This window comes from Pseudodesulfovibrio profundus (assembly GCF_900217235.1).
Classification (GTDB): domain Bacteria; phylum Desulfobacterota; class Desulfovibrionia; order Desulfovibrionales; family Desulfovibrionaceae; genus Pseudodesulfovibrio; species Pseudodesulfovibrio profundus.
In genome coordinates, this window is the sequence record NZ_LT907975.1 from 1,497,927 (window position 1) to 1,520,000 (window position 22,074).

Here is a 22,074-nt window from a genome sequence, read left to right on the forward strand (position 1 = left end):
TCTGATGAAAAAAATTCTCTCTTTTCTGAAGCAACTGGCGATTTTTCTTTTTATTACCATCGTCCTGCTCGAAATAAGCTCGTACGCCTACATTCGGTTCATCAATCCCCACATTCCACTGCCAACCTACAGCATCGTCAATGCCGGCAGTAAGTTCTGGGTATATATCAACGAGCACTTCGGGGTATGGCACGCTCCCAACTCCGAATACCTGCACAACAAGTCGTGCTTTGTGGTCAAGTACACAGCCAACTCCCATGGCATGAGAGACCAGGAACGCTCCATGACCAGCAACGACACCCGCGTTGCAATCCTTGGTGATTCCTTTGTCGAAGGATGGGGAAACGAGTCGGAAGACAGACTCTCCGACCGGCTGGAAGCGACTCTCGGCAAAGAGGTTCTCAACTTCGGAACCTCTGGGGGATTCGGGACAATCCAGGAATGGCAGCTCTATAAACACATGGTCCGCGAGTTTGACCATGATGTGGTTATATTGGGCATCCTTCCCCATAACGATTTCAAGGATAACGACTACGAGATCGGGCTGAAAAAAGCATCCTATCGCCCCTACCTGGATGGCACATATCCCGATTACGACCTGGTATACAGTGCGAAAGAACTGCCAAACATCAACAAGAAGACACCGTTTCTGAAGAGCTTTGATTTCACCTTACGCGAGTGGAGCAGTTTTTATCGCATCATGCGCTATCTCGGGTCCTACCGACTCGAAGGATTGACACTGGTCCCCCGCTGGCAGGAAGAGTTTGATCGGGAAAAGCCTGAGTCGCGTTACTATAATTTCACAAATGAAGAGTGGAATATCATGCGGTACTCACTGGAACAGATCGCAGAAGAAGCGCGAGACAAGAAACTGATCGTGTTCACGATCCCGGTCCTTCCGGACTTTGAGATGTACACCGGACAGGAACCGCCTTTGTCAAAGAAAATACGGGAACTGTCGGAGGAGAAAGGCTTCACTTACGTCGACATGCTCAAGGAATTCCACGAGCAGAAGTTGAATGCACATGATGTGTTCTTCGTATGTGACAACCACTGGAATCCGTTTGGCAACGAGGCTGCGGCATCTGTTCTCGCGCCAATCGTAGACCGGGCACTCCGAAGCAAACCTTCTCAATAGAAAGGGAAAAGGACCGGCGATCCGCACGGCCATACAAATCATAAAGGTCTCAGACCAATAAAAAAGGTTGCACTTCATCACTGCAACCTTTTTTATTACCGATTCGGTGTACGATCAGACGCGACCTGAAGAGGTGTTGTCTTTACTTGTACCGTGCTTTCACGGCACCAACCCTATTTAAAGCAACAAGACCTTAAGCCTTCATCTTCTTCCGTCCAAACCCGATCAATCCAAGCAATCCCACGCCGAGAAGAAGCATGGTTGAAGGTTCAGGAGCGGGAATCGGTCCGCTTGCTCGGTCAACATTCAAAATATGGAATGCGTATTCGTTTGTGACTGAACCATTGGCAGGCTGGTCCCAGTCAGCGATGAGCAGAGGGGTGTCCCCGTCACGTTGGAACCCATCAAGATAACTATCAGAAATGTTGAAGTTATCATAGGCAGTGAGGGTAAGGAAATAGCTTCCAACGTCCAGATTCACTGCATAAAATGAGTCATACCCGCCATAGTCATACCCAACACCGTTGGAAAGCTGTGTACCGGTAGCCCCACCATCATCCTGAAACTCGATCAGGCTTCCATCACTGTTCCAAAGCCCGAGCATGGGATCAAAGCCACCATCATCCCAAGAGGAGGAGAAAAAGACACGTTCTCCGGAACCAAGGACAGAAAAGTCAAACCGCAGGACATCATTATGATACTGCATATTACCGAAGTAATCATAATCCAGAGCCTGGGCATTGGTCGGTAGCATGAAACAGACAGCTACCAGGGCAAAAATCAAACGTTTCATAACCGCATCTCCTTTTTCGGATACAGTTAGCAAGATATGAACCATCCTCCAGAACACTGAAAAACAAAGTAATTTTTGGATTAACCCTTCAGTTCCCATGTAAATTTTTTCTTAGAGAATGTAAGCAATACCAACAAAATCCTGAGCCCCATGGCTGACAGTCCTATAAAATAGGACATCACCCGGGAATTTCCCCCAAGATGCACAATAGTGATTTCGGCTAGCCCAACTGGAATAACCGAATACGTATAGCATCAGCATATGTTAATGTGAGACAGCATGACCTGTTTGCTCTTGGCTTTAACTGAAGACATCCGGCATTCCAGTGTTTTTTGATCAGAGCATTGTAACTGCCAGTCACATGCTGTATAAGCTAACAGTATGATACTGCCTTATATTAACAATTCTGACGCGAATCGTGTTATAGACGGGCTAGTTTATCGTGCGAAGAACATTCAACCGATCAGGGAAAAAGATCAGGACATGCAGGCCGTCATCAAAAGGAAGTCACTATTATGTCATGCGTTGCATACTGCCATGACATTCTGCATCGCGCTCTTTCTGATCACCCTGGTGTCTGTGTCCAATCCTTGTCCGGCCTGGGGGCAAAACAGCGACAGGGTACAACTGGTAGGTTTCAACTACCCTCCATTTTATCAGGTGAAAAGTGGAACCGCGACCGGCATAGCCGTGGATCTGGCAGAAGAACTGTTTTCACGACTCAACCGAGAATACGCCCTTTCCATTTATCCATTGAAAAGAACGTTATCCATGTTGGAAAATGGTCAGGCAGACTGCGTGATCATCCTTATCAAGACCCCACAGCGTCAGAAGTTCCTTCATTTCACCGAACCCATTGTTACAGCTCGTGGGCTGATATGGTCCTCCACCGAGCGAGAGAAAAACCCCATCCACTTCGATACATTGCAGGACTTGCGCCGATACAAGATTGGCATAACCCGCGGATACAGCTATGGTCAGGAGTTCGACAATTTTCTGCAATCAATGAATGTGGAAACAGCAAACAGTGACTACTCGAACCTGCTCAAATTACTGGAACACAGAATAGAAATTTTCCCCGGAAATGAACTGGTCGTTCAATCGCTCATCAATCAACACCCCGAGCTACGCAACAAATTCCTGCGGTCGAGCAAGACATTCTTTGAATGGGACCTACGAATTGCCATCAGCCGCAAGTCCCATTTGGTCGAGCTTCTTCCTGAAATAGAAACAGTGCTGGCCGATTTGAAACGTGAAGGCATTGTTGATGCGATAATCCAGTCGTACTTGCAGTAATGGTTCCATGCCATCAGGAAAGTGACGTGTTTCTGAGCATTTCGCCCACAAACCAAAAAGCGGCTTACGTTTAATACGTAAGCCGCTGATTTATCTGGTACCAAGGCGGGGACTTGAACCCCGACGGCCGTGAGGCCGGCGGATTTTGAATCCGCTGCGTCTACCAATTCCGCCACCCTGGCACGGGAGACGTTCTTCATAGGGCAGGAGGGGGCTGATTGTCAATGGTTTGTAACAACATGTTGAACATGGGCATGAATCATAGGCGTGATGGAATTTCTGTCCATGCAGGAGACCTGCGTAAGACACTAAAACTTTATTGATTCCATGTTTTCTCGCTTGTCATGGGAGGTTGGGCGGTGATAGCTACGAGCTGTTCAATCGTTTATCTCAACCAAAGGTGTTTCCATGCTCCCCGTAGGCTCAATCGTCAACGCCCTCGCCATCATCGGCGGTTCGATCATTGGTTGCTGGCTGCAATCGCGCTTCCCGGACCGCATTCGATCCATTGTTTTTCAGGGCCTCGGCCTGTGCGTCCTGCTTATCGGGATTCAGATGGCCCTCAAGGTCGAGAACATCCTTATCGTCATCTTCGCGATTCTACTGGGCGCCATCACTGGCGAGCTTTGCCGTCTGGATACCCTGTTCGAGCGAATGGGCAACCGACTCAAGGGCCTTCTCAAGTCGAAGAACCCCAAATTCACCGAAGGGTTGATTACCGCCTCTCTCATTTACTGCATCGGGGCCATGGCTATCGTCGGCGCTCTCGAAGAAGGCATCAACGGGAACCCCGAGGTGCTTCTCACCAAATCAATTCTGGATGGATTCGCCTCCATCGCCCTGGCCGCATCCTATGGCTCCGGCGTCTTCTTCTCTTTCATCCCTGTCCTGCTCTACCAGGGAATCATGACCATTGGCGCGAGCTACTTTCAGCAGTACTTTTCCGACATGATGATCGCCCAGATCACTGCCTGCGGCGGATTGCTGATTATCGGTATCGGGATCAACCTGCTCGAACTGACAGAAATCAAGCTGGCGAACCTGCTCCCTTCACTGGGGTTCGTGGTCATCCTCACCGCCCTTTTCGCCTAATAAACCACCTCCCTGCATACTGCAAAAACAACAAGGCCCGACTCCCCATGGAGCCGGGCCTTGATGATAGAAGCACAATTCACTTATTCAGCTTCGACTTTTTCCTTTTTGCTGCTTCCCCCGCAACCGCCGCAGCCACGAGCTTTCTCCTTGAGATTTTCATCAGGCTCAACAATGCGGATATCATCTTCCGAATCAAGCTGTTTCTTGATCGTAGCGTACTCTATTACATCCTCGAAACATCGCTGCGCTTCCCAAACAGTCAGAAACTCGCCGAGCATTCCGGTCTGGAACTCCGGCATGTCGAATTTCTTAGCCCACACATTGTTCTTGAGAAAATCCCACGCGCCGATCCGTGGAGCCGTGATCGGCTTGTTGGTCTGGCGAAGCATAACTTCCCATTTTGTGTATTGATATACGTCGTCCAGAGTCTCGGCTGGTTCACAGGCATGGGTCTCACTTGCCTGAAATGATATAACCATTTTGAATCCGACCTGGATTTCCTTGAAAAATCGACCGAACTGGTCATGACGGGATGCTTCAACAAGCAACTCTCTAAAATCTTTGGCCATTATGAACTCCTTTCACATCCGATCTACAAAGATCAGCCATAATCCACCAATTCCCGCACAGTTTCAAGGGGTTTATCGGCTTTTGATTGATTCCCAATCACTTTTTTCGGATTTCAGGAGCCAAGGAGTGTCAGTATAATCGGGAGCGTACACGCGGACAAAATGGTCTGAACCGTTATGATCAACGCCATCACACGGTGATCACCACCCATCTGCCGGGCAAGGATAAAAGCGGACACTGACACCGGAATGGCTGTGTAGATCAACGCCGCATTGCGCGACAATTCATCAAGCCCAAGCAGTATGGAGCAGCCAAAAGCAACCAGTGGCAGTATCAGAAGATGCGCGACAGACGCCACGGCGACCGGCCAGATTCGACAGAGCACTCCTTCAAAACGAAGCCCTGCCCCCACTGCCAGCAGTCCCATGGGCAATGCAGCCTTACCCAGAATATCCAGCACATCCTGAATCGCGACCGGTAACGTGATGCTAAACCCATTCATCAAAAAACCGACCACGCATGACAGGATGAGCGGATTTTTGCCCAGCTCCTGCAACGTGCGAAGTGCCCCGCCGCCGTTGCCGCCATGACGGGCCAAAACCAACACGCACAGCACATTGACCAGCGGCACTAGCGTCAGCAACGCAACCGCCGAGAGCGTCATCCAGTCCGGCCCTAACAGTGCAGCGGCCACTGAGAGTCCCACGTAAGTATTCGGGCGTATGGCTCCCTGAAACACCGACGTGAACGCCGGACCATCCATGGGGAGCAGTCGACGCATAAAAACGAGGACCAGCGACACGCCCCCAACAGACAGCAACAGTGTCACGGCCAGCCCCAAGGCAGAGGCGTCAAAGGAACGCCCCGATAAGCCACCGATAAGCAGCGCAGGGAAAAGGACATAATAGGTCAGCCGTTCCGAAACCGGCCAAAAGCCAGTACCCGGAAACTCAAACCGGTACAGTGTGAATCCGATAAGAATCAGCCCGAAAATGGGCGCGACTGCCAGTAGAATGGGGGACATGGGCGAAACCGTACGCCTGCTGGCAGGAAAAAGGCAAGAAAAACGGGGAGCCTCTTGTGAAGCTCCCCGTATTGATTATTCGGGAACGGTTTCCATGGACGCCCATTTGGGTTCATGGAGCGGCAACACGTAGTCTGCCATCTCCTTGGCCTTGAGCAGAATATCGTATGCCTCGGCAGGACCGGTATTGGTTCCGGGAGGGATGACTTCCATCTCCATGGCCTTGACTTCGATGGGCGGCTCAATGTTCTCGAGGATGGTACAGAATCCGCAAATGAGGACGCTGCCCTTCTCGGTCTCGATCTTGATGGACATGCCGCCTTCGGTGTGAGCAGGCGTGTGGATCATGGTTATACCGGGTACGACCTCGGTGTCTTCGGACACGGTCACGATCTGGCCGTTGTCCTTGATGTCATCGAGGTAGTCTTCGAGGTAGCGGAAATCGAGAGGATGCGGATTGTACGCGGCCTCCAGTTCCTTTTCATGCATGTAGACCTTGGCGTTGACGCACTTGTAGTCGTTCTCGCAATGGTCGTTGTGCATGTGGGTGTGGATGATGATGTCGATGTCCTCGGGCTTGAGTCCATATTTGGCCAATCCTTCCTCAAAGGTGTAGATTTTGCCGCCAATGGCCTGCTCACGCTCTTCGGAAATGATGGGCTGCATTTCACCGGTATCGACGAGAATCTTCTTGTCCCCGCCTTCGATGTACCAGGTATAGATGGGGATGGTGTACGGAGAACCATATCCCTGTTGATACGTCATCATGCCTTTGTCGAACACTTTGGTCCCCATACAGATGGGGTGGACTTTGTATTTCATCTCATATCCCTGTGGTTGATTATTTCGGCTGAACATATGAATAACTTTCGTCAGATGCAAGCGTTCAGTCCAGCCAACCGGGAGCTGTTGCACCCTTACAATAAATCCTCGGTATCAAAAGTCCAGCCTTAGAGGATCACCCCGACCACCGCTCCGGTCATCAGAGTCGCCAACGTACCGGAGATAATGGACTTGGCCCCCAGTTGAACGATCTCGTCACGCCGCTGCGGCGCCATGACGCTGAGTCCACCGATCATGATGCCGAGGGAACCGAAATTGGCAAAGCCGCACATGGCGTAGGTCATGATGACACGACTGCGTTCCGACAATACGCCCGGCTCCAGCTTGGCAAGTTCCAGATACGCCAGAAATTCGTTGAGTATGGTCTTGGTCCCCATGAGCGTCCCGGCAGTTTGGGCCTCGGCCCACGGAATGCCGATAAGCCAGACAACCGGCGCCATGATCCAGCCAAGCATACGCTGCAGGGTCAAGGGCGCACCCATGACATCCGGCAAAAAGGCAAGACCGGCGTTGATCAAGGAAACCAGCGCCACGAGTACGAGCAACATGGCCACCACGTTGAGCAGGATTTTGATGCCATCAGATGTACCGAGCGTCACGGCATCCATGGTGGAGGCAGCCTCGCGGGGTGGGACGATCGATCCTTCGGTCATGTGCTTGGCGGTTTCGGGAACCATGACCCGGGCAATGAGAATGGCAGCCGGAGCCGAGATGATGGAAGCGGCAAGAATCTGACCCATGGCATTGGGAATGACCGGCGCAAGAATGGATGCATAGAGCACCAGCATGGTTCCGGCGATGGTCGCCATGCCGCAGGTCATGATGGTGAACAGCTCACTCCGGGTCATCCGCCCCAGATACGGCTTGACCATCAACGGCGCCTCGACCATGCCTACAAAGATATTAGAAGCCGCCCCCACGCCCAGCGCCCCACCTATCTTCATGGTCTTTTCCAGACAGTAGGAAAAAGCGCTGACAATCACAGGCAGCACGCGCCAGTAATAGAGCACGGCAGAGATCACGGACATGATGAGAATTATGGGGAGCGCCCGAAAGGCAAGAATGAATCCGGCACCGGGATACGGTTCCTCGAATGGCAGCGGACCGCCGCCCAGATAGCCGAACACAAAGCTTGTCCCGGCCATGGTCGCTTTTTCAATGGCCAGCGCAACACTGTTCAAGCCGAGAAATATCTGTTCAAAAATCGGGACCTTGAGCATCAGCAGTCCCAGAATCAATTGTAACCCAACTCCGATGGCCACCCCGGAAATACGAACCTTGCCCCGGTTCTCACTCATCAACCAGGCCAGCAAGACAAGCGCCAGCAACCCAAATCCACTCTGCAGCATCGCACTCTCCCTATTATGGTGTCCGAGACGAATTACTCGTTCAGACAGGGAGTTGCAAGTCATGCCTCCTAATTTGCCCGGCCCTTGGGAAGAATGGGGAGAAAGAGAATGGTGATGAGCAAAATCGCCCCCTGCACCATGAACCCGGCACCGAACATGCCCGCATCCCCCATGTAGCCAAGGAATGTGGGCACCAGTCCCATGCCGATGGTGGCGTTGAGCGGCCCCATAAGCGCGATAGCCACGCTACGGTGCTCAGGAGGAAATGCCGAGGCAAGCACGGTGAATCCCGGCGCAAAAAGCAGAACCGAGAACACGGGCTGCATGACCACCAAAGAAACAAGTAGGGAACCTTTGGCAACCCCCAGCAGGATAAGCGACACGCCATTGGTCACCAGATAGAGAAGAATGGCAGGCTTGGCTCCCCATTTATCGGTTATCCATCCCGCAAGAAACGGCATGAAGCAGGCCATGATGCGGGACGCCGCCAGCAGCTTGTTTGCCTCTTCCCGAGTAAAGCCGTGCGCATCGACCAAGTACAGTGGCAACATGGAATAGGGGCCGATGGATGCACCGACCGCCATGGCAAAGAATGTCATCAGCAACCAGAAAATCGGGCGTCGCAGTATTTGAGCAACCATCAACGGCCCAGGCACCATGCCCGGAAACTCGCCGCCCCTCCCGCGCCGAAGAAAGAGCAGCCCGAGCACTATCTGCGCACCTCCCAGAAGGTAGAAAGCACCTTTCCAGCCCGCTATCAATAAAAGGGATTCAGCCAGCAGAGGAGCGGCCACGTACGCAACGTTGGGAGCCAGCTCATGGACAGCGATGGACTTGCCCCAGTCTTTGTTACGCACAAGGGAGGTCAGGGTCGCCATGCCGGATGGCAGATACAATCCCACAGCCATTCCCAAGGCGAGCATGGCCCCCATAAGCGAGCCATACCCAGTGGTTTGCGTAACTATGAGCACACAAATACCCACCAGTATGGACGAAATCGCCACTGTCCGACGATGATCCACCTCTCTGGAGATAAACCCGCTTAGCAGCAGGCCAACGCCGTTTCCGATCCCCAGCGCAAGAAAGAGTTGTCCGGCTCCGGCATGGGTAAAACCCATTTCATCCTGTATGACAGGCATGAGCGGGGCAAACATGACACGAGAAAGAAAGTTGCAGAAAAAAATGGATGTCACGAACAAGACGGCAGGGAGTGCGGAGCGAAAGGGCAAGGCGTGCTGGGTGGATGAACTTGATGACATTGGGCTACCAGATAGACTCTAAGCGACGCAGTGGCAAGAAAAGGAACCGATAATCACTCATTTTATAATATACACGACTTGACCGCCCTACTCGAAGCCGATACGTATTTTGTTTATATGGCGTAGACATAACAGGTTGTTTCGACAACCTGAAAATCCATTACTAAAAAAGCACTTCGATGGCCGCCAGGCTGCATTTTCCACCTGAAACCGGCCCGATCTTTGTTAAGGAGAAGAACATGAATGTTGAGTTGGCAAAACCGTTCATAAAGGCAGCTGTAGACGTTTTGTCTACCATGGCATTTATCAAGCCCACTGTCGGCAAACCCTATGTAAAAAAAGACAATGTCGCTGCCGGTGACATCTCTGGCATGATCGGCATTACCGGGGAAAAGAACGGAAGTGTTTCGCTGTCCTTCTCCAAAGGATGTGCGGTCGCTATTGTCAAGAACATGCTTGGCGACGAGATTGACGACATCATGCAGGACGTCAAGGATGCCGTTGGTGAGCTCACCAACATGATCTCCGGTCAGGCGCGTGCAGGCCTCGCGGAAAAGGGGCTCGTCTTCCAGGGTTCCACTCCGACCGTTGTAATGGGTGACGGCCACACCATTTCTCACATGGCCAAGTCTCCGATCATGGCAATCCCCTTCACCACACCCGATGGAGACTTCACCATCGAGTTCTGTTTCGAATAATCAAACGAAACACGCTCAATACTGGAGAGAACATGTCTATATTAGAAGACTTTCGCAATAAAGAGTTCCTAGATCAGATCACCATCCTCAACGAGATCTCCGGCAGTAAAACGCCTGACGCACTTCCCGAACTGATTGAACTGCTCAAAAATCCCGTAGGTGACACGTCCATTGATTACATGGTGGTCAATGCGCTGAACGCCGTGCTCTCAAGCAATGAGAACAAGATAATCGAAGGATTGACCGACGAGCATGACGGGTTCCGCATCCTCTGTATCCGCGTGGCTGGTGAGCACCGTCTGGTGCGCGCGGCCGAACCGCTCGTTCAAATAGCCAGAGATGAGCAGGATCCGGACCGACTCATGGAAATCCTGACCTCTCTTGCCCATATCGGCGACCCGGTTGCGCTCGAAGTCTTCCGTAAACATCTCGGACATGAAGACGCGTTCATCCAGTCCTCATGCATCGAAGCGCTCGGCAAGTTGGAAGATGACGAATCCATCGACGCCTTCAAGGCCATACTCACGGAAAGTGAAGCACCTGAGCGCTATGAAGTGTGTGAAATCTCCACCTGGAAAGCAATTGAAGCCCTGGCCACATTCAACCGCGAAGACACGTTAGCCTTCCTTGTTGAAAAGCTGCACCATAAGAACCCTACGGTACGCCGCATCATCACTGACGCTCTCGTCAACATAGGTACTCCGGCAATCCCCATGTTGCTGCAATCCTTTGAAAGTGGCGATACGGACAACAAGATCCTGGCTGCCAACGTGCTCGGCTTCGTGGCCGACAGAAGCGGTGCCAACGGCCTTGTCGCCGCCTTTGACAAAGGACTGGCAGACGACTCCAACGTCCGGTACGCCGTATACGAAGCCCTTGGTCGCATTGGCACCATGAAAGGCATCATCTGCCTTGTGGACGGGCTGAACGAAGAAGACGAACTCATCCTCATGGCGGTTATCGGCGGTCTGGAGAAACATGTCAATCCGGGGATGATCTCCAAATTGACCGATCTCATCATTCAGGCCAACGATCAGAGCGACCGGCTCGCAAAAGCCATTATTTCTTCCCGAGCCACCAGGATATTCGACGCCCTGTATGAGACTGCGGGCGCAGGTGATGCGCTCATGGACGCCCTCACCGCCTCCAGGGATGCCGAAATCATCGAAGAGTTCCGCGCTGTCCTCGCCGAGGTGGGCGGCAGCAGAGCAGAAGAAGATATGGCTCGCCTGCCGCAGCTCGCAGCCGGATCGTTCAAGGCTCTGGCCGCGGACGACTCCCGCTCCATGTGCGCCATGCACCGCGCCATTCTCTCCGATCTCGGATTTGAACCCGTCATCGCCACCAACGGCGAGGAAGCCTATGACTTCGTGGAACAGGGCGAAGAGTTCAAGATCATCATCACCGATATGAACATGCCTGTCATGGACGGTATGGAACTGGTGACCAAGCTCCGCAACACCCCCGGCTACGAAGACGTACCCATTATCATGGTTACCACGGAGTCCGAAGCCACACAGGTCAGCCTTGCGGAAAAGGCCGGTGTCACGGCCTTCATCACCAAGCCGTTCAAGCCGGATGCTCTCAAGGCAAAGATTCAGGAAATCACCGCATTGAGCCGTCCTGAAATAGGTTGACGGTTTTTGAAGGTTTCAATCAGGCTGTGGGGCTAGCCCCACAGCCTGATTCGTGTACATCGTTTGGCGTTCTCATTCCTAGGCTGAGATGTGGCCGTTGTGAATTGTATATCTCAACGGATTCCCTCACCAGGGTATTGAGCTCTGCAAAGTCGTTGCATTTGGTGACCATGAACTCTTGCTTCAGAATTCCATTCATCCGTTCCGCCAAGGCATTTTGATAGCAGTCATAGCCATCTGTCATGGAAGGAACCATGCCGGATTCCTGGAGTTTTCTCTGGTAGACCGAAGAAGCGTATTGGAGTCCTCGATCTGAATGGTGAATTGTATTCACCCTCCTTCGCTTGTTTTCAACTGCCGCGTCCAGCGCTTTGGTTGTGCTTTCCGCACTGAGATCCCGGCTCACGTTGTATCCCATTATCTTCCGGCTGAATGCATCTGTCACCAGCGACAGATAGCATGTTTGCTCACGTGTATTCACGTAGGTAATGTCGCTTACGAACACCTGCTCAGGACATCTCGGTTGAACATCTTTCAACAAGTTGGGATGCTTTTTTAGCCAATGCTTCGAGTTGGTTGTCTTTGTATAGTTTTTCCGTCGCTTGATGAGCATATGCTCTCGCCGCAGCAGGGAAAACAACCCATCACGTCCGAGCCTGATTCCCTTTGCGGAAAATGCGTCCTTCAACAGGTGGTACAGCTTTCGAGTCCCAAGGCGGGGCATCCTGGTCCGCACGTTCAGGACCATGGCCTTTGCCTCCTGATACATGGCTTCCCGTGCATCATGGCGCTTTTCAGCCTGATACACGGACTGCCGACTGACCCCGAGCTGCCTGCAACAAGCAGACAAGCTTATTTGTCTTTCTCTCTGAAGACTTCGTGCAGCTCGGGGGTAAGCTTTTTTCTTATAGAAGTCCCAAACTCGCGGTCGGAAATCTCAATCATTTTATTGAGAAGCGCGGTCTTGATCTTTTCTTCCTCAAGCTCTTTCTCCAGCCGTTTGATCTTCTGGACCGGTGTTTCTCTGGCTTTTGGGTCTTTTCGGGAATGTACCATGGACTTGCTCCAATCAAGGGTGCCGTGCTTCCTGAGCCACTTCAGCACAGTGCTTCGCCCTTGAATACCATAAAGAGCCTGAGCCTGCTTGTACGTCATCTCGCCCTTTTCCACCTGTGCCACAACCGACAATTTAAAGGCCATCGTGTAATCGCGTTGGGTGCGTCTAACTCGCTGTTTGGATTTGTCTTCCATAAATAGGTCCTCTGGGTGTCAACCTATTTCAGGACGGGACACATAAAAGAAAAGGGCCTCGCATGAGGCCCTTTTTCATTGGTGTCGTAATCAACGTTCATCGCACATCAGGATGCGGCTTCCCTGTTCTCTTCCTCAAGAACTTCACTCAAAAAGTCTATCAGCATATCGGCTATTTCTTTTGAATAGAGCATCCAGACATGCCCCATGGGAGAGCACACCTTCTTGCTCCACCCTTCGGGAGGCAGGAGGGTATGCAAAGGGAAAACAAAATCATCCACAGGATTGAAGATGGCGAGTTTCGGACAATCCGGTTGCGGGGCTCCATCTGCCATTGTCATGATCTCCCGTCCGGGGATCAATCCTCGGGCCATTCTATTGCCGCCGAAGCGGGCAAGATCGGAACCACCATGTGGGGTTCCGAGTGCGACCATTCCGGCGATTTTCCCCCAGAACCGAGGATTGCCCACTGCTGCTCGAATAACCAATCCACCCAGGCTGTGTCCTACCAGAATGACCTTGCGGCTCGGGCTCTGCTGCAACAGGGAATCCAGCTTGCGCTGCAACCCGTCCACAGCCTGCGGAAACTCGCCCGTAAAGCTATTGTACTGGTAGGTATGCAGGTTCTCATACCCCGCCTTGCGCAACCGCTGCTTCATGACAAGCCAGGCCGACGAATTATGAAACAGGCCATGCACCAAAAGAATCGGAGTGCCACTCCCCATGGGTTCACGCCCACCCATGATACCCAGCGGATAGGTCGGCAAAACCATCAGGTCAGCAAGCCCGGCAGTCGCTGCTCCACGCATAACCGGCTTGAACAGTCCACCTAGTTGCCGCCGTACCTCCGGCAGTTCCCCGGATTGGCGATTCGACAATATGAATATCAAATACCGCAAGGCTGGATAGGCCACGGCCAAAAAGAGCAAAAGGATCACTATGGTTTCCATCATGAGGGCATCCTACCTCTTCCCTAGCCGGAGTCAACTGGCCCCCTGCCTGATTTTTTTGTCAAAACCTACGCATAATCCACAATCTTGCCCCGGCCTGCCCCCGGATGATACCGTGCATACCCAAACCAAAGGAATCACGTATGTCTCGTACCACATTATGTCTTGATATCGGCTCTGGAACACAGGATGTGCTGCTCTACTCACCGGATACGGAAATCGAGAACTGCCCCAAATTCGTCCTTCCTTCTCCTGCCTTGCAAATAGGCAAACGCATTGAACGGCTGCGACTGGAAGGAAAGTCCATCTGGCTCCACGGGCGTAACATGGGCGGCGGAGTCACCCGATTCATCCGAGCCCACCAACAGGCCGGGCTCAGCGTCGCATCAAGCACAAGCGCCGCGTACACCATGGCAGATGATCTGGGTCGAGTGACCGATTCCGGCATCCAGATCACCGAAGCATGCCCGGAAGGATTCGCGCCCGTTCGCCTGACTGATTTTGATGAAGCATGGTGGCGTAACTTCTTCGACGCCGCAGAGCTTCCATGGCCTGATTCCATTGCTGCCTGTGCTCAGGATCACGGATTCCACCCGGGCGAATCCAACCGGATGGGCCGTTTCAAGCTCTGGCAATCGTTTCTCCATGAAGGCAAAGGAAGACCGGAAAATCTTGTTTTTCAAACACCCCCTTCCATGCTGACGCGCCTCAAGGATTTGCAGGAGGATATTGGCGGTGGGCCAGTGGCCGACACAGGGGCCGCGGCAGTGCTCGGGACCCTGTATGTCGACGAAATCGAGAAAGAAAGCCATGAGCACGGCATCACACTGGTCAATATCGGCAACTCACATCTGATCGCATTTCTTCTCTACGGAGGCCGAATTCATGGCGTCTACGAACAACACACCAGTTGCATCGATTCCGAGAAGCTGTGGTCAGACCTCTCCTATTTTCGATGCGGCTGTCTCTCCTTTGATCAGGTCTTCGCAGACCGCGGACATGGCTGCATGACCATGGATCTCCCCGATGAAGCTCAAGGATTCAAGCCGACCTATGTGATCGGTCCCAGGCGCAACATGCTCCAGGGATATGATGTTTCCTTCCCCGCACCCGGAGGCGACATGATGCTCGCCGGTGCATTCGGACTCATCAAAGGGCTGTCAATGCAGGAAAGATGATCAACATGATCACATAAAAAAGTAGTTATCTCCCTAGGCATGAGTTGCATGGCGTGGTAAAAAGACCATTATACGTCACGTTCTATCTCAAGGAGAGATCATGCTCTTTCGATTACGTTCGGTCCTGTTAGTCTTCCTGTGCCTTGCTCTGTTCTGGTCACAGGCTCTGGCCGGCTGGGGTGATGCGCTCAATAAAATGGGCAGCGACATGGCAGACACAGCTGCCACTGCGGCCGGTTCTCCTTATACCCCATCGGAAGCGATGGCAGGCATCAAGGAGACCCTCAAGCTCGGTACGGATTCCGCAGCCAATACATTGGGAAGCCCCGGCGGTTTTTCTGCTCACCCTGATACAGCTTTGTCCCTTCCGGGAAATCTATCGTTTCCTGGAAGCTCGATGCTGCTCGACTCGCTGAACGGAGCTGCCGAAGGAGCCATCCCGGGCGTCAAGAGTACGTTCCTCGACTCCATATCCTCACTGTCTGTCAGCAATCCCACCAAGGCTGTCAGCGGAGGCGACACTGCCATCACCCAGTATTTTGAGCAGAACAGCCGCGATACGCTGGCAAAGCTTGTGCGGCCCATAGTGGAACAGTCGGTCCAAAGCGCCGGTGTTGGCGACTACCTTGGCCCCTTGGCAGCCGCACAACAGGCCGCCGGGCTGGGGGGAACGGCCTTTGATCCGACAACGTATTTGACTGACAAGACTTTGGATTCAATGTTTTATTATATAGGCGAGAAGGAAAAGGCGCTGCGCTCCAGCGGCGCTGAAAACGCATCGAGCTTATTGCAGAAGCTATTTTAAGGAGCGAATATGAGCAAGCCAATCAAGATTATTCTCATCGCGGCAGGAGCCCTACTCTCCCTGTTCATAGTAGCGGCTATCGTGTTGGTCTCCACTGTAGACCCCAACGAATACAAGGGACAGATAGCCCAGGCAGTTGAAGAGAACACTGGACGTCAACTCACATTCGAAGGGGACATCGGGTTCCGCTTTTTCCCGTGGCTCGGCCTTGAAGTCGGCCCTGTAGCTCTTGGCAATGCCAAGGGCTTCTCCCCGCAGGAAATGGTTCGCATCAACCAGGCCGAAGCCTCGATCGAATTACTTCCCCTTCTGACTGGCAATGTTTCCATCGGTGTGATCATCCTAGATGGCTTCAACCTGAACCTTGCCGTCAATAAGCAGGGCGTGACCAACTGGGACGACCTTACCGCCAGTAAGGGGGCCAAGGAACCAAAGGCAACTCAGCCCGAAGAGCCTGCCAAGGAATCGTCCGGCGCAAGCCTTGACTCCATTTCTATTGGTGGTGTGAAGATCACCAACGCCAATGTCACCTACGATGATCGCAGCACCGGCCAGCAGGCAACCATCGCCAATCTGAATCTGCTCATCGGAGAAGTCGGCAACAACACGCCGACACCTATCGACCTTGGCTTCGACCTGAAGCTCAATGAACCCAAGATCGAAACGTCGCCCACGTTGACCGCGGTTGTCACGCTGGACAAGGATGCCAACACCATCACCCTGAGTGATTTCATCCTCACCCTGCTCGACCTGAGTGTGACCGGTAATTTCTTTGCCAAGAGTCATGACAAGGGCATGGATTATTCGGGCGAAATCGCGCTGGCAGAGATGTCCGCCAAGAAGCTGATGACATCCCTTGGCATGGAGCCGCTCAAGACCACTGACCCAGCAGCATTGACCAGAATAAGCTCGACCCTCAAGCTCTCTGGCAACTCCAATAGTGCCAAGCTGGATAACATGACCGTCAAGCTGGATGATACCACCATCAAGGGCGAAGGCTCTGTAACCAACTTTGCCAAGCCAGCCATCGTTTTCAACGTCAATGTGGACGATATCGATGTGGATCGCTACATGCCCCCGGCAACCAAGGGTGAAGCGACTCAGAGCGCATCAAGTAATCAGCAGGATGCTGGTCCGGTCCAGGAGCCCGATCTCAGCGCCATGCGAGAACTTAATCTCAAGGCCAAGCTGACCATCAACAAGCTCAAGGCCATGAACCTGCGCATCACCGATATCCTGTGCGATCTGGTTGCAAAGAACGGCATCATCACCATCGATCCGTTTTCCGCCAAGCTGTATGATGGCGGCTTGACGGCCAAGTCTGTACTGAACGTCAACGGCCCGCTCGCCACATGGCAGGAGACCGCACAACTGACCGGTGTTCAGGCAGGCCCGCTTCTTAATGATCTGGTGGGCAAGGATCGTTTACTGGGTACGACCAAGGCTGACTACGCCGTATCCGGCTCCGGTCTGACTCCTGACAATATCAAGAAGTCGATCTCGGGCAACGCATCGTTCGCTTTTACCGATGGTGCCATCAACGGCATTAACATCGCGCAGATGATCCGCAACGCCTTCAATACGTTGACAGGTCAAGCCAGCAGCAAGAATGAGCCGCTGCGCACGGACTTCGCAGCCCTGACTGGCAGCGCATTCATCAAGAAGGGTCATATCACCAACGACGACCTGCACATGATGTCGCCACTGCTCCGTGTCAACGGACAGGGTTGGGCCAATCTGCCCAACAACAACCTGGACTACAACACCAAGGTCAAGATCGTTGGTTCGCTCAAGGGACAGGACGGTGAGTCTATTGACCAACTCGCAGGCCTCACCATTCCCATCTATGCAAAGGGGTCACTGAGCGACCCTGACATCGGTCTCGATGCCAAGGCCATGGCACAGGCCCTGCTGCAGGGCGGCGTCAAGGGCGTTGAAGGTGCGGTCAAGGGCGTCGGTGATGCGGTGAAGTCACTCACTGGTTCAGGCTCCGATTCTGGAGCTGGAGATACCAAGGAAGGCAGCAAGCCTGGCGGTATTCTCAAGAACCTCTTCTAACAATGAGCCGTCCTGAAATAGGTTGACGGTTTTTGAAGGTTTCAATCAGGCTGTGGGGCTAGCCCCACAGCCTGATTCGTGTACATCGTTTGGCGTTCTCATTCCTAGGCTGAGATGTGGCCGTTGTGAATTGTATATCTCAACGGATTCCCTCACCAGGGTATTGAGCTCTGCAAAGTCGTTGCATTTGGTGACCATGAACTCTTGCTTCAGAATTCCATTCATCCGTTCCGCCAAGGCATTTTGATAGCAGTCATAGCCATCTGTCATGGAAGGAACCATGCCGGATTCCTGGAGTTTTCTCTGGTAGACCGAAGAAGCGTATTGGAGTCCTCGATCTGAATGGTGAATTGTATTCACCCTCCTTCGCTTGTTTTCAACTGCCGCGTCCAGCGCTTTGGTTGTGCTTTCCGCACTGAGATCCCGGCTCACGTTGTATCCCATTATCTTCCGGCTGAATGCATCTGTCACCAGCGACAGATAGCATGTTTGCTCACGTGTATTCACGTAGGTAATGTCGCTTACGAACACCTGCTCAGGACATCTCGGTTGAACATCTTTCAACAAGTTGGGATGCTTTTTTAGCCAATGCTTCGAGTTGGTTGTCTTTGTATAGTTTTTCCGTCGCTTGATGAGCATATGCTCTCGCCGCAGCAGGGAAAACAACCCATCACGTCCGAGCCTGATTCCCTTTGCGGAAAATGCGTCCTTCAACAGGTGGTACAGCTTTCGAGTCCCAAGGCGGGGCATCCTGGTCCGCACGTTCAGGACCATGGCCTTTGCCTCCTGATACATGGCTTCCCGTGCATCATGGCGCTTTTCAGCCTGATACACGGACTGCCGACTGACCCCGAGCTGCCTGCAACAAGCAGACAAGCTTATTTGTCTTTCTCTCTGAAGACTTCGTGCAGCTCGGGGGTAAGCTTTTTTCTTATAGAAGTCCCAAACTCGCGGTCGGAAATCTCAATCATTTTATTGAGAAGCGCGGTCTTGATCTTTTCTTCCTCAAGCTCTTTCTCCAGCCGTTTGATCTTCTGGACCGGTGTTTCTCTGGCTTTTGGGTCTTTTCGGGAATGTACCATGGACTTGCTCCAATCAAGGGTGCCGTGCTTCCTGAGCCACTTCAGCACAGTGCTTCGCCCTTGAATACCATAAAGAGCCTGAGCCTGCTTGTACGTCATCTCGCCCTTTTCCACCTGTGCCACAACCGACAATTTAAAGGCCATCGTGTAATCGCGTTGGGTGCGTCTAACTCGCTGTTTGGATTTGTCTTCCATAAATAGGTCCTCTGGGTGTCAACCTATTTCAGGACGGGACACAAAACAAAAAAAGGCCGGACAGGTAGACTGTCCGGCCTTTTCATTTATTGAATCTAGCACACTAGAAGCGCAAAGAAAGACAGGTTAACCCGCCGTCCAGCTTTCGATATTCGGACATATCCAACTCAATGACAGGAACGCCTGTGGCTTTCACTTTTGCCAATGTATTGGGGAAACCAGCAGGTACGATCACCGTCCCATTGATGTACAAGCAGTTTCGAGCATACGCTTCATCATCTTCAACAACTATCCGATTGAAATGAGCAAGATCAGGAGACTCTGCGAAAAATGGTGAAACCAACACGGTATTATTGCCGATGTAGTTTACATCTGTTTTGAAATGCAGACTCGGCCCGCACTCTATCGCTTTGCAATCATACCCATACTTCCCGACGATTCCAGCGAATGCATCAGTCCCTGCCTTGTTGGTGCGCTCGGTAATTCCGATATAAAAAGTATTTTCGACCTGCAGCACATCTCCACCCTCAAACAAAGCAGGCGGCTGAACGTGCTCAATGGTCTTGTAACGAGCCAGAACGGGTTCGATAGTTACCTGTTCGCCCTGACGCGTCGGAGCGCCCAGAGGGGCTATGAGAGCGAAATCCTTGCACACTACAGCCGTATCTTCGACAAAGCAGCAATCGGGATATCCGGGTTCAGCATCAAGAACGGTCACCTCAAGGCCCAGCTTCTCAAGTGCACCTACATATGCCGCGTGTTGCTCCAGTGCCAAATCAAAAATCGGTTTGCCCAAATCCTGTGAAGTAATCCCATCCACCATTTCAACCGATGGCCTGCGGGTAATTGCTCGTGTAAACATCGTCATCCTCTATTTCCATGATTTATCGGTATCAACCGCCTGACTTAACTAGCCTCATGTGAGACTGAAAAGAACCTATCCAAATGATATGGATAACCTGACTAAATACTGACGCCTTTAACGCAACCGCCGCCATAAGATTGAATAAAATTAGGGCGCGCAGGCTTGGTGATTACAGTATTTGACTCTCTCTGCCTGCTGTCATTACTCAACAAATCTGTACAGGTCCAGTAATGGACCAATGGGGAACAACCTGTTTCTGTAAATACAATCTGCTTGGCTAGAGCCTAGAAACTTCGGAAACATCAAACCAAGGTGCAACGCCCAAATAGGAGTAGCCTCATTCCCACTGAGTAATGAGGGCAGGCCGACATGAGTCAGCCAACTCCTACAAAAAAGAGCCATGGAATTATGAATGAGAGAATCCTCTGAGGATTGGCACCTACACCAAGAGTAGAAGTTGCTCGTTGCTCCTCTCGCACGAGGGGTAGACCCTCTTCATTTTGGGGTGTTGTGGGTATGTCAGATTGTTACAAGGCAACAGGAAAAGCCCTTCAGTTTTCACTGAAGGGCTTTTTGAAAGATTCCTTGGCACCGACCTACTTTCCCACACGCTACCATGCAGTATCATCGGCGATGGAGGGCTTAACTACCGGGTTCGGAATGGGACCGGGTGTACCCCCTCCTCCTTGGGCACCAAGAAAATTTGGTGAACCGTAGGGTTCGAGATATATAGTCAATAGGGAGAAGAGAGAATTCCATAATTTGTAAAATAAGCCGCACGATCTATTAGTACTGGTCAGCTGAACAACTCACATTGCTTACACCTCCAGCCTATCAACCTTGTAGTCTTCAAGGGATCTTTAGGGACTAATGTCCAGGGAGAACTAATCTTGAGGCGGGCTTCCCGCTTAGATGCTTTCAGCGGTTATCCGTACCGAACATAGCTACTCTGCAATGCCGCTGGCGCGACAACAGAAACACCATAGGTTCGTCCACCCCGGTCCTCTCGTACTAGGGGCAGACCCTCTTCAATTCTCCTACGCCCACGGAGGATAGGGACCAAACTGTCTCACGACGTTTTAAACCCAGCTCGCGTACCACTTTAAACGGCGAACAGCCGTACCCTTGGGACCTGCTTCAGCCCCAGGATGTGATGAGCCGACATCGAGGTGCCAAACCGCGTCGTCGATGTGAACTCTTGGACGCGATCAGCCTGTTATCCCCGGCGTACCTTTTATCCTATGAGCGATGGCCCTTCCATGCGGAACCACCGGATCACTAAGACCAACTTTCGTTCCTGCTCGACATGTCTGTCTCACAGTCAAGCTCCCTTATGCCTTTGCACTCAACGGCTGGTTTCCAATCAGCCTGAGGGAACCTTTGCAAGCCTCCGTTACTATTTGGGAGGCGACCGCCCCAGTCAAACTACCCACCAGACACTGTCTCCACACCGGATAACGGTCATGGATTAGATATCTAAGTATTCAAGGGTGGTATTTCAAGGGTGACTCCACACACACTGGCGTGCATGCTTCAAAGTCTCCCACCTATCCTACACATGAATAATCAAATACCAATGTCAAGCTGCAGTAAAGGTGCACAGGGTCTTTCCGTCCTTCCGCGGGTACCCAGCATTTTCACTGGGAATTCAATTTCACTGAGTCTCTGGTTGAGACAGTGGGGAGATCGTTACGCCATTCGTGCAGGTCGGAACTTACCCGACAAGGAATTTCGCTACCTTAGGACCGTTATAGTTACGGCCGCCGTTTACTGGGGCTTCGATTTAGGGCTTCGCCGAAGCTAACCCCACCTCTTAACCTTCCAGCACCGGGCAGGCGTCAGTCCCTATACATCGTCTTACGACTTAGCAGAGACCTATGTTTTTAGTAAACAGTCGCCCCCCCCGATTCACTGCGCCTCAATAATGCTCACAAAGTAAATAAGATCACATTATCGAGTACCCCTTCTCGCGAACTTACGGGGTCATT

The 22,074-nt window shown here is 52.1% G+C and carries 18 protein-coding genes, 1 tRNA gene and 2 rRNA genes (1 of these 21 cut by a window edge); 8 read left to right on the top strand and 13 right to left on the bottom strand.

The annotated features are described in order from the left end of the window. Window positions 1-4 precede the first annotated feature (4 nt). Window positions 5-1,138, top strand: a complete 1,134-nt coding sequence (locus tag DPRO_RS07180) for an SGNH/GDSL hydrolase family protein (protein ID WP_097011433.1) — start codon at window positions 5-7, stop codon at window positions 1,136-1,138. 193 nt (window positions 1,139-1,331) lie between these two features. Here DPRO_RS07180 and DPRO_RS07185 read toward each other — a convergent pair whose 3' ends face one another. Next, window positions 1,332-1,931, bottom strand: coding sequence for a DVUA0089 family protein (locus DPRO_RS07185; protein WP_097011434.1), 600 nt, complete (start codon window positions 1,929-1,931; stop codon window positions 1,332-1,334). A gap of 537 nt (window positions 1,932-2,468) precedes the next feature. On the opposite strand from DPRO_RS07185, the gene DPRO_RS07190 reads away from it, so the two are divergent. Next, window positions 2,469-3,227 (top strand): substrate-binding periplasmic protein, encoded by a 759-nt coding sequence (locus DPRO_RS07190; RefSeq protein WP_157917393.1) that lies wholly within the window; start codon window positions 2,469-2,471, stop codon window positions 3,225-3,227. A gap of 95 nt (window positions 3,228-3,322) precedes the next feature. Here DPRO_RS07190 and DPRO_RS07195 read toward each other — a convergent pair. Next, window positions 3,323-3,409: transfer RNA gene (locus DPRO_RS07195), tRNA-Leu, on the bottom strand. Between the two features lie 226 nt (window positions 3,410-3,635). On the opposite strand from DPRO_RS07195, the gene DPRO_RS07200 reads away from it, so the two are divergent. Then, on the top strand, window positions 3,636-4,319 hold the full coding sequence (locus DPRO_RS07200) for a DUF554 domain-containing protein (protein ID WP_097011436.1): 684 nt from the start codon (window positions 3,636-3,638) through the stop codon (window positions 4,317-4,319). Window positions 4,320-4,402: 83 nt separating this feature from the next. Here DPRO_RS07200 and DPRO_RS07205 read toward each other — a convergent pair whose 3' ends face one another. The 5 genes from DPRO_RS07205 to DPRO_RS07225 all read right to left on the bottom strand — a co-directional run bounded on the left by DPRO_RS07205 (window position 4,403) and on the right by DPRO_RS07225 (window position 9,367). Beyond that, window positions 4,403-4,891, bottom strand: a complete 489-nt coding sequence (locus tag DPRO_RS07205; protein ID WP_097011437.1) for a hypothetical protein — start codon at window positions 4,889-4,891, stop codon at window positions 4,403-4,405. 113 nt (window positions 4,892-5,004) lie between these two features. Next, a complete protein-coding gene (locus tag DPRO_RS07210; RefSeq protein WP_097011438.1) occupies window positions 5,005-5,916 on the bottom strand; it encodes an AEC family transporter in 912 nt (303 codons plus the stop codon). Window positions 5,917-5,991: 75 nt separating this feature from the next. Continuing rightward, a complete protein-coding gene (locus tag DPRO_RS07215; protein ID WP_097011439.1) occupies window positions 5,992-6,738 on the bottom strand; it encodes an N-acyl homoserine lactonase family protein in 747 nt (248 codons plus the stop codon). Between the two features lie 128 nt (window positions 6,739-6,866). Further along, complete coding sequence (locus DPRO_RS07220; protein WP_097011440.1) at window positions 6,867-8,108, bottom strand: NupC/NupG family nucleoside CNT transporter; 1,242 nt, start codon at window positions 8,106-8,108, stop codon at window positions 6,867-6,869. A 68-nt stretch (window positions 8,109-8,176) separates the two neighbouring features. Then, entirely contained in the window at window positions 8,177-9,367 is a 1,191-nt protein-coding gene (locus DPRO_RS07225) for an MFS transporter (protein WP_097011441.1), read from the bottom strand. Between the two features lie 239 nt (window positions 9,368-9,606). Between DPRO_RS07225 and DPRO_RS07230 the strand changes: the two genes are divergently transcribed. After that, window positions 9,607-10,065 carry a chemotaxis protein CheX gene (locus DPRO_RS07230; RefSeq protein WP_097011442.1) on the top strand — a complete coding sequence of 153 codons (459 nt, stop codon included), beginning with the start codon at window positions 9,607-9,609 and terminating at the stop codon, window positions 10,063-10,065. 32 nt (window positions 10,066-10,097) lie between these two features. Beyond that, a complete protein-coding gene (locus DPRO_RS07235; RefSeq protein WP_097011443.1) occupies window positions 10,098-11,702 on the top strand; it encodes a response regulator in 1,605 nt (534 codons plus the stop codon). A gap of 19 nt (window positions 11,703-11,721) precedes the next feature. Here DPRO_RS07235 and DPRO_RS07240 read toward each other — a convergent pair. Both DPRO_RS07240 and DPRO_RS07245 read right to left on the bottom strand, forming a co-directional pair. Further along, window positions 11,722-12,953, bottom strand: a protein-coding gene (locus tag DPRO_RS07240) for an IS3 family transposase (RefSeq protein WP_097010824.1) whose coding sequence is annotated in 2 segments (ribosomal slippage) — window positions 11,722-12,599 and window positions 12,599-12,953 — 1,233 coding nt in all. Because the reading frame shifts where the segments join, the coding sequence is not laid out codon by codon here. Window positions 12,954-13,060: 107 nt separating this feature from the next. Further along, window positions 13,061-13,906 (bottom strand): esterase/lipase family protein, encoded by an 846-nt coding sequence (locus DPRO_RS07245; RefSeq protein ID WP_097011444.1) that lies wholly within the window; start codon window positions 13,904-13,906, stop codon window positions 13,061-13,063. A gap of 140 nt (window positions 13,907-14,046) precedes the next feature. Between DPRO_RS07245 and DPRO_RS07250 the strand changes: the two genes are divergently transcribed. The 3 genes from DPRO_RS07250 (at window position 14,047) to DPRO_RS07260 (ending at window position 17,944) form a co-directional block, all read left to right on the top strand. Then, entirely contained in the window at window positions 14,047-15,081 is a 1,035-nt protein-coding gene (locus DPRO_RS07250; protein ID WP_097011445.1) for a DUF1786 domain-containing protein, read from the top strand. 100 nt (window positions 15,082-15,181) lie between these two features. Beyond that, the gene (locus tag DPRO_RS07255; protein ID WP_097011446.1) at window positions 15,182-15,886 is read left to right on the top strand and encodes a DUF4197 domain-containing protein; all 705 of its coding nucleotides are present in this window, start codon (window positions 15,182-15,184) and stop codon (window positions 15,884-15,886) included. A 9-nt stretch (window positions 15,887-15,895) separates the two neighbouring features. Continuing rightward, entirely contained in the window at window positions 15,896-17,944 is a 2,049-nt protein-coding gene (locus DPRO_RS07260; RefSeq protein WP_097011447.1) for an AsmA family protein, read from the top strand. A 45-nt stretch (window positions 17,945-17,989) separates the two neighbouring features. Here DPRO_RS07260 and DPRO_RS07265 read toward each other — a convergent pair. The 4 genes from DPRO_RS07265 to DPRO_RS07280 all read right to left on the bottom strand — a co-directional run. Further along, window positions 17,990-19,221 (bottom strand): IS3 family transposase gene (locus DPRO_RS07265; protein ID WP_097010824.1). Its coding sequence is split into 2 segments (ribosomal slippage): window positions 17,990-18,867 and window positions 18,867-19,221, totalling 1,233 coding nucleotides; the frame shifts between segments, so codons are not numbered across the junction. Between the two features lie 103 nt (window positions 19,222-19,324). Next, entirely contained in the window at window positions 19,325-20,083 is a 759-nt protein-coding gene (locus tag DPRO_RS07270) for a dimethylarginine dimethylaminohydrolase family protein (RefSeq protein ID WP_097013670.1), read from the bottom strand. 586 nt (window positions 20,084-20,669) lie between these two features. After that, window positions 20,670-20,784, bottom strand: a 5S ribosomal RNA gene (gene rrf / locus DPRO_RS07275). A 67-nt stretch (window positions 20,785-20,851) separates the two neighbouring features. Then, window positions 20,852-22,074 (bottom strand): 23S ribosomal RNA (locus DPRO_RS07280); it runs 1,715 nt beyond the window's last position.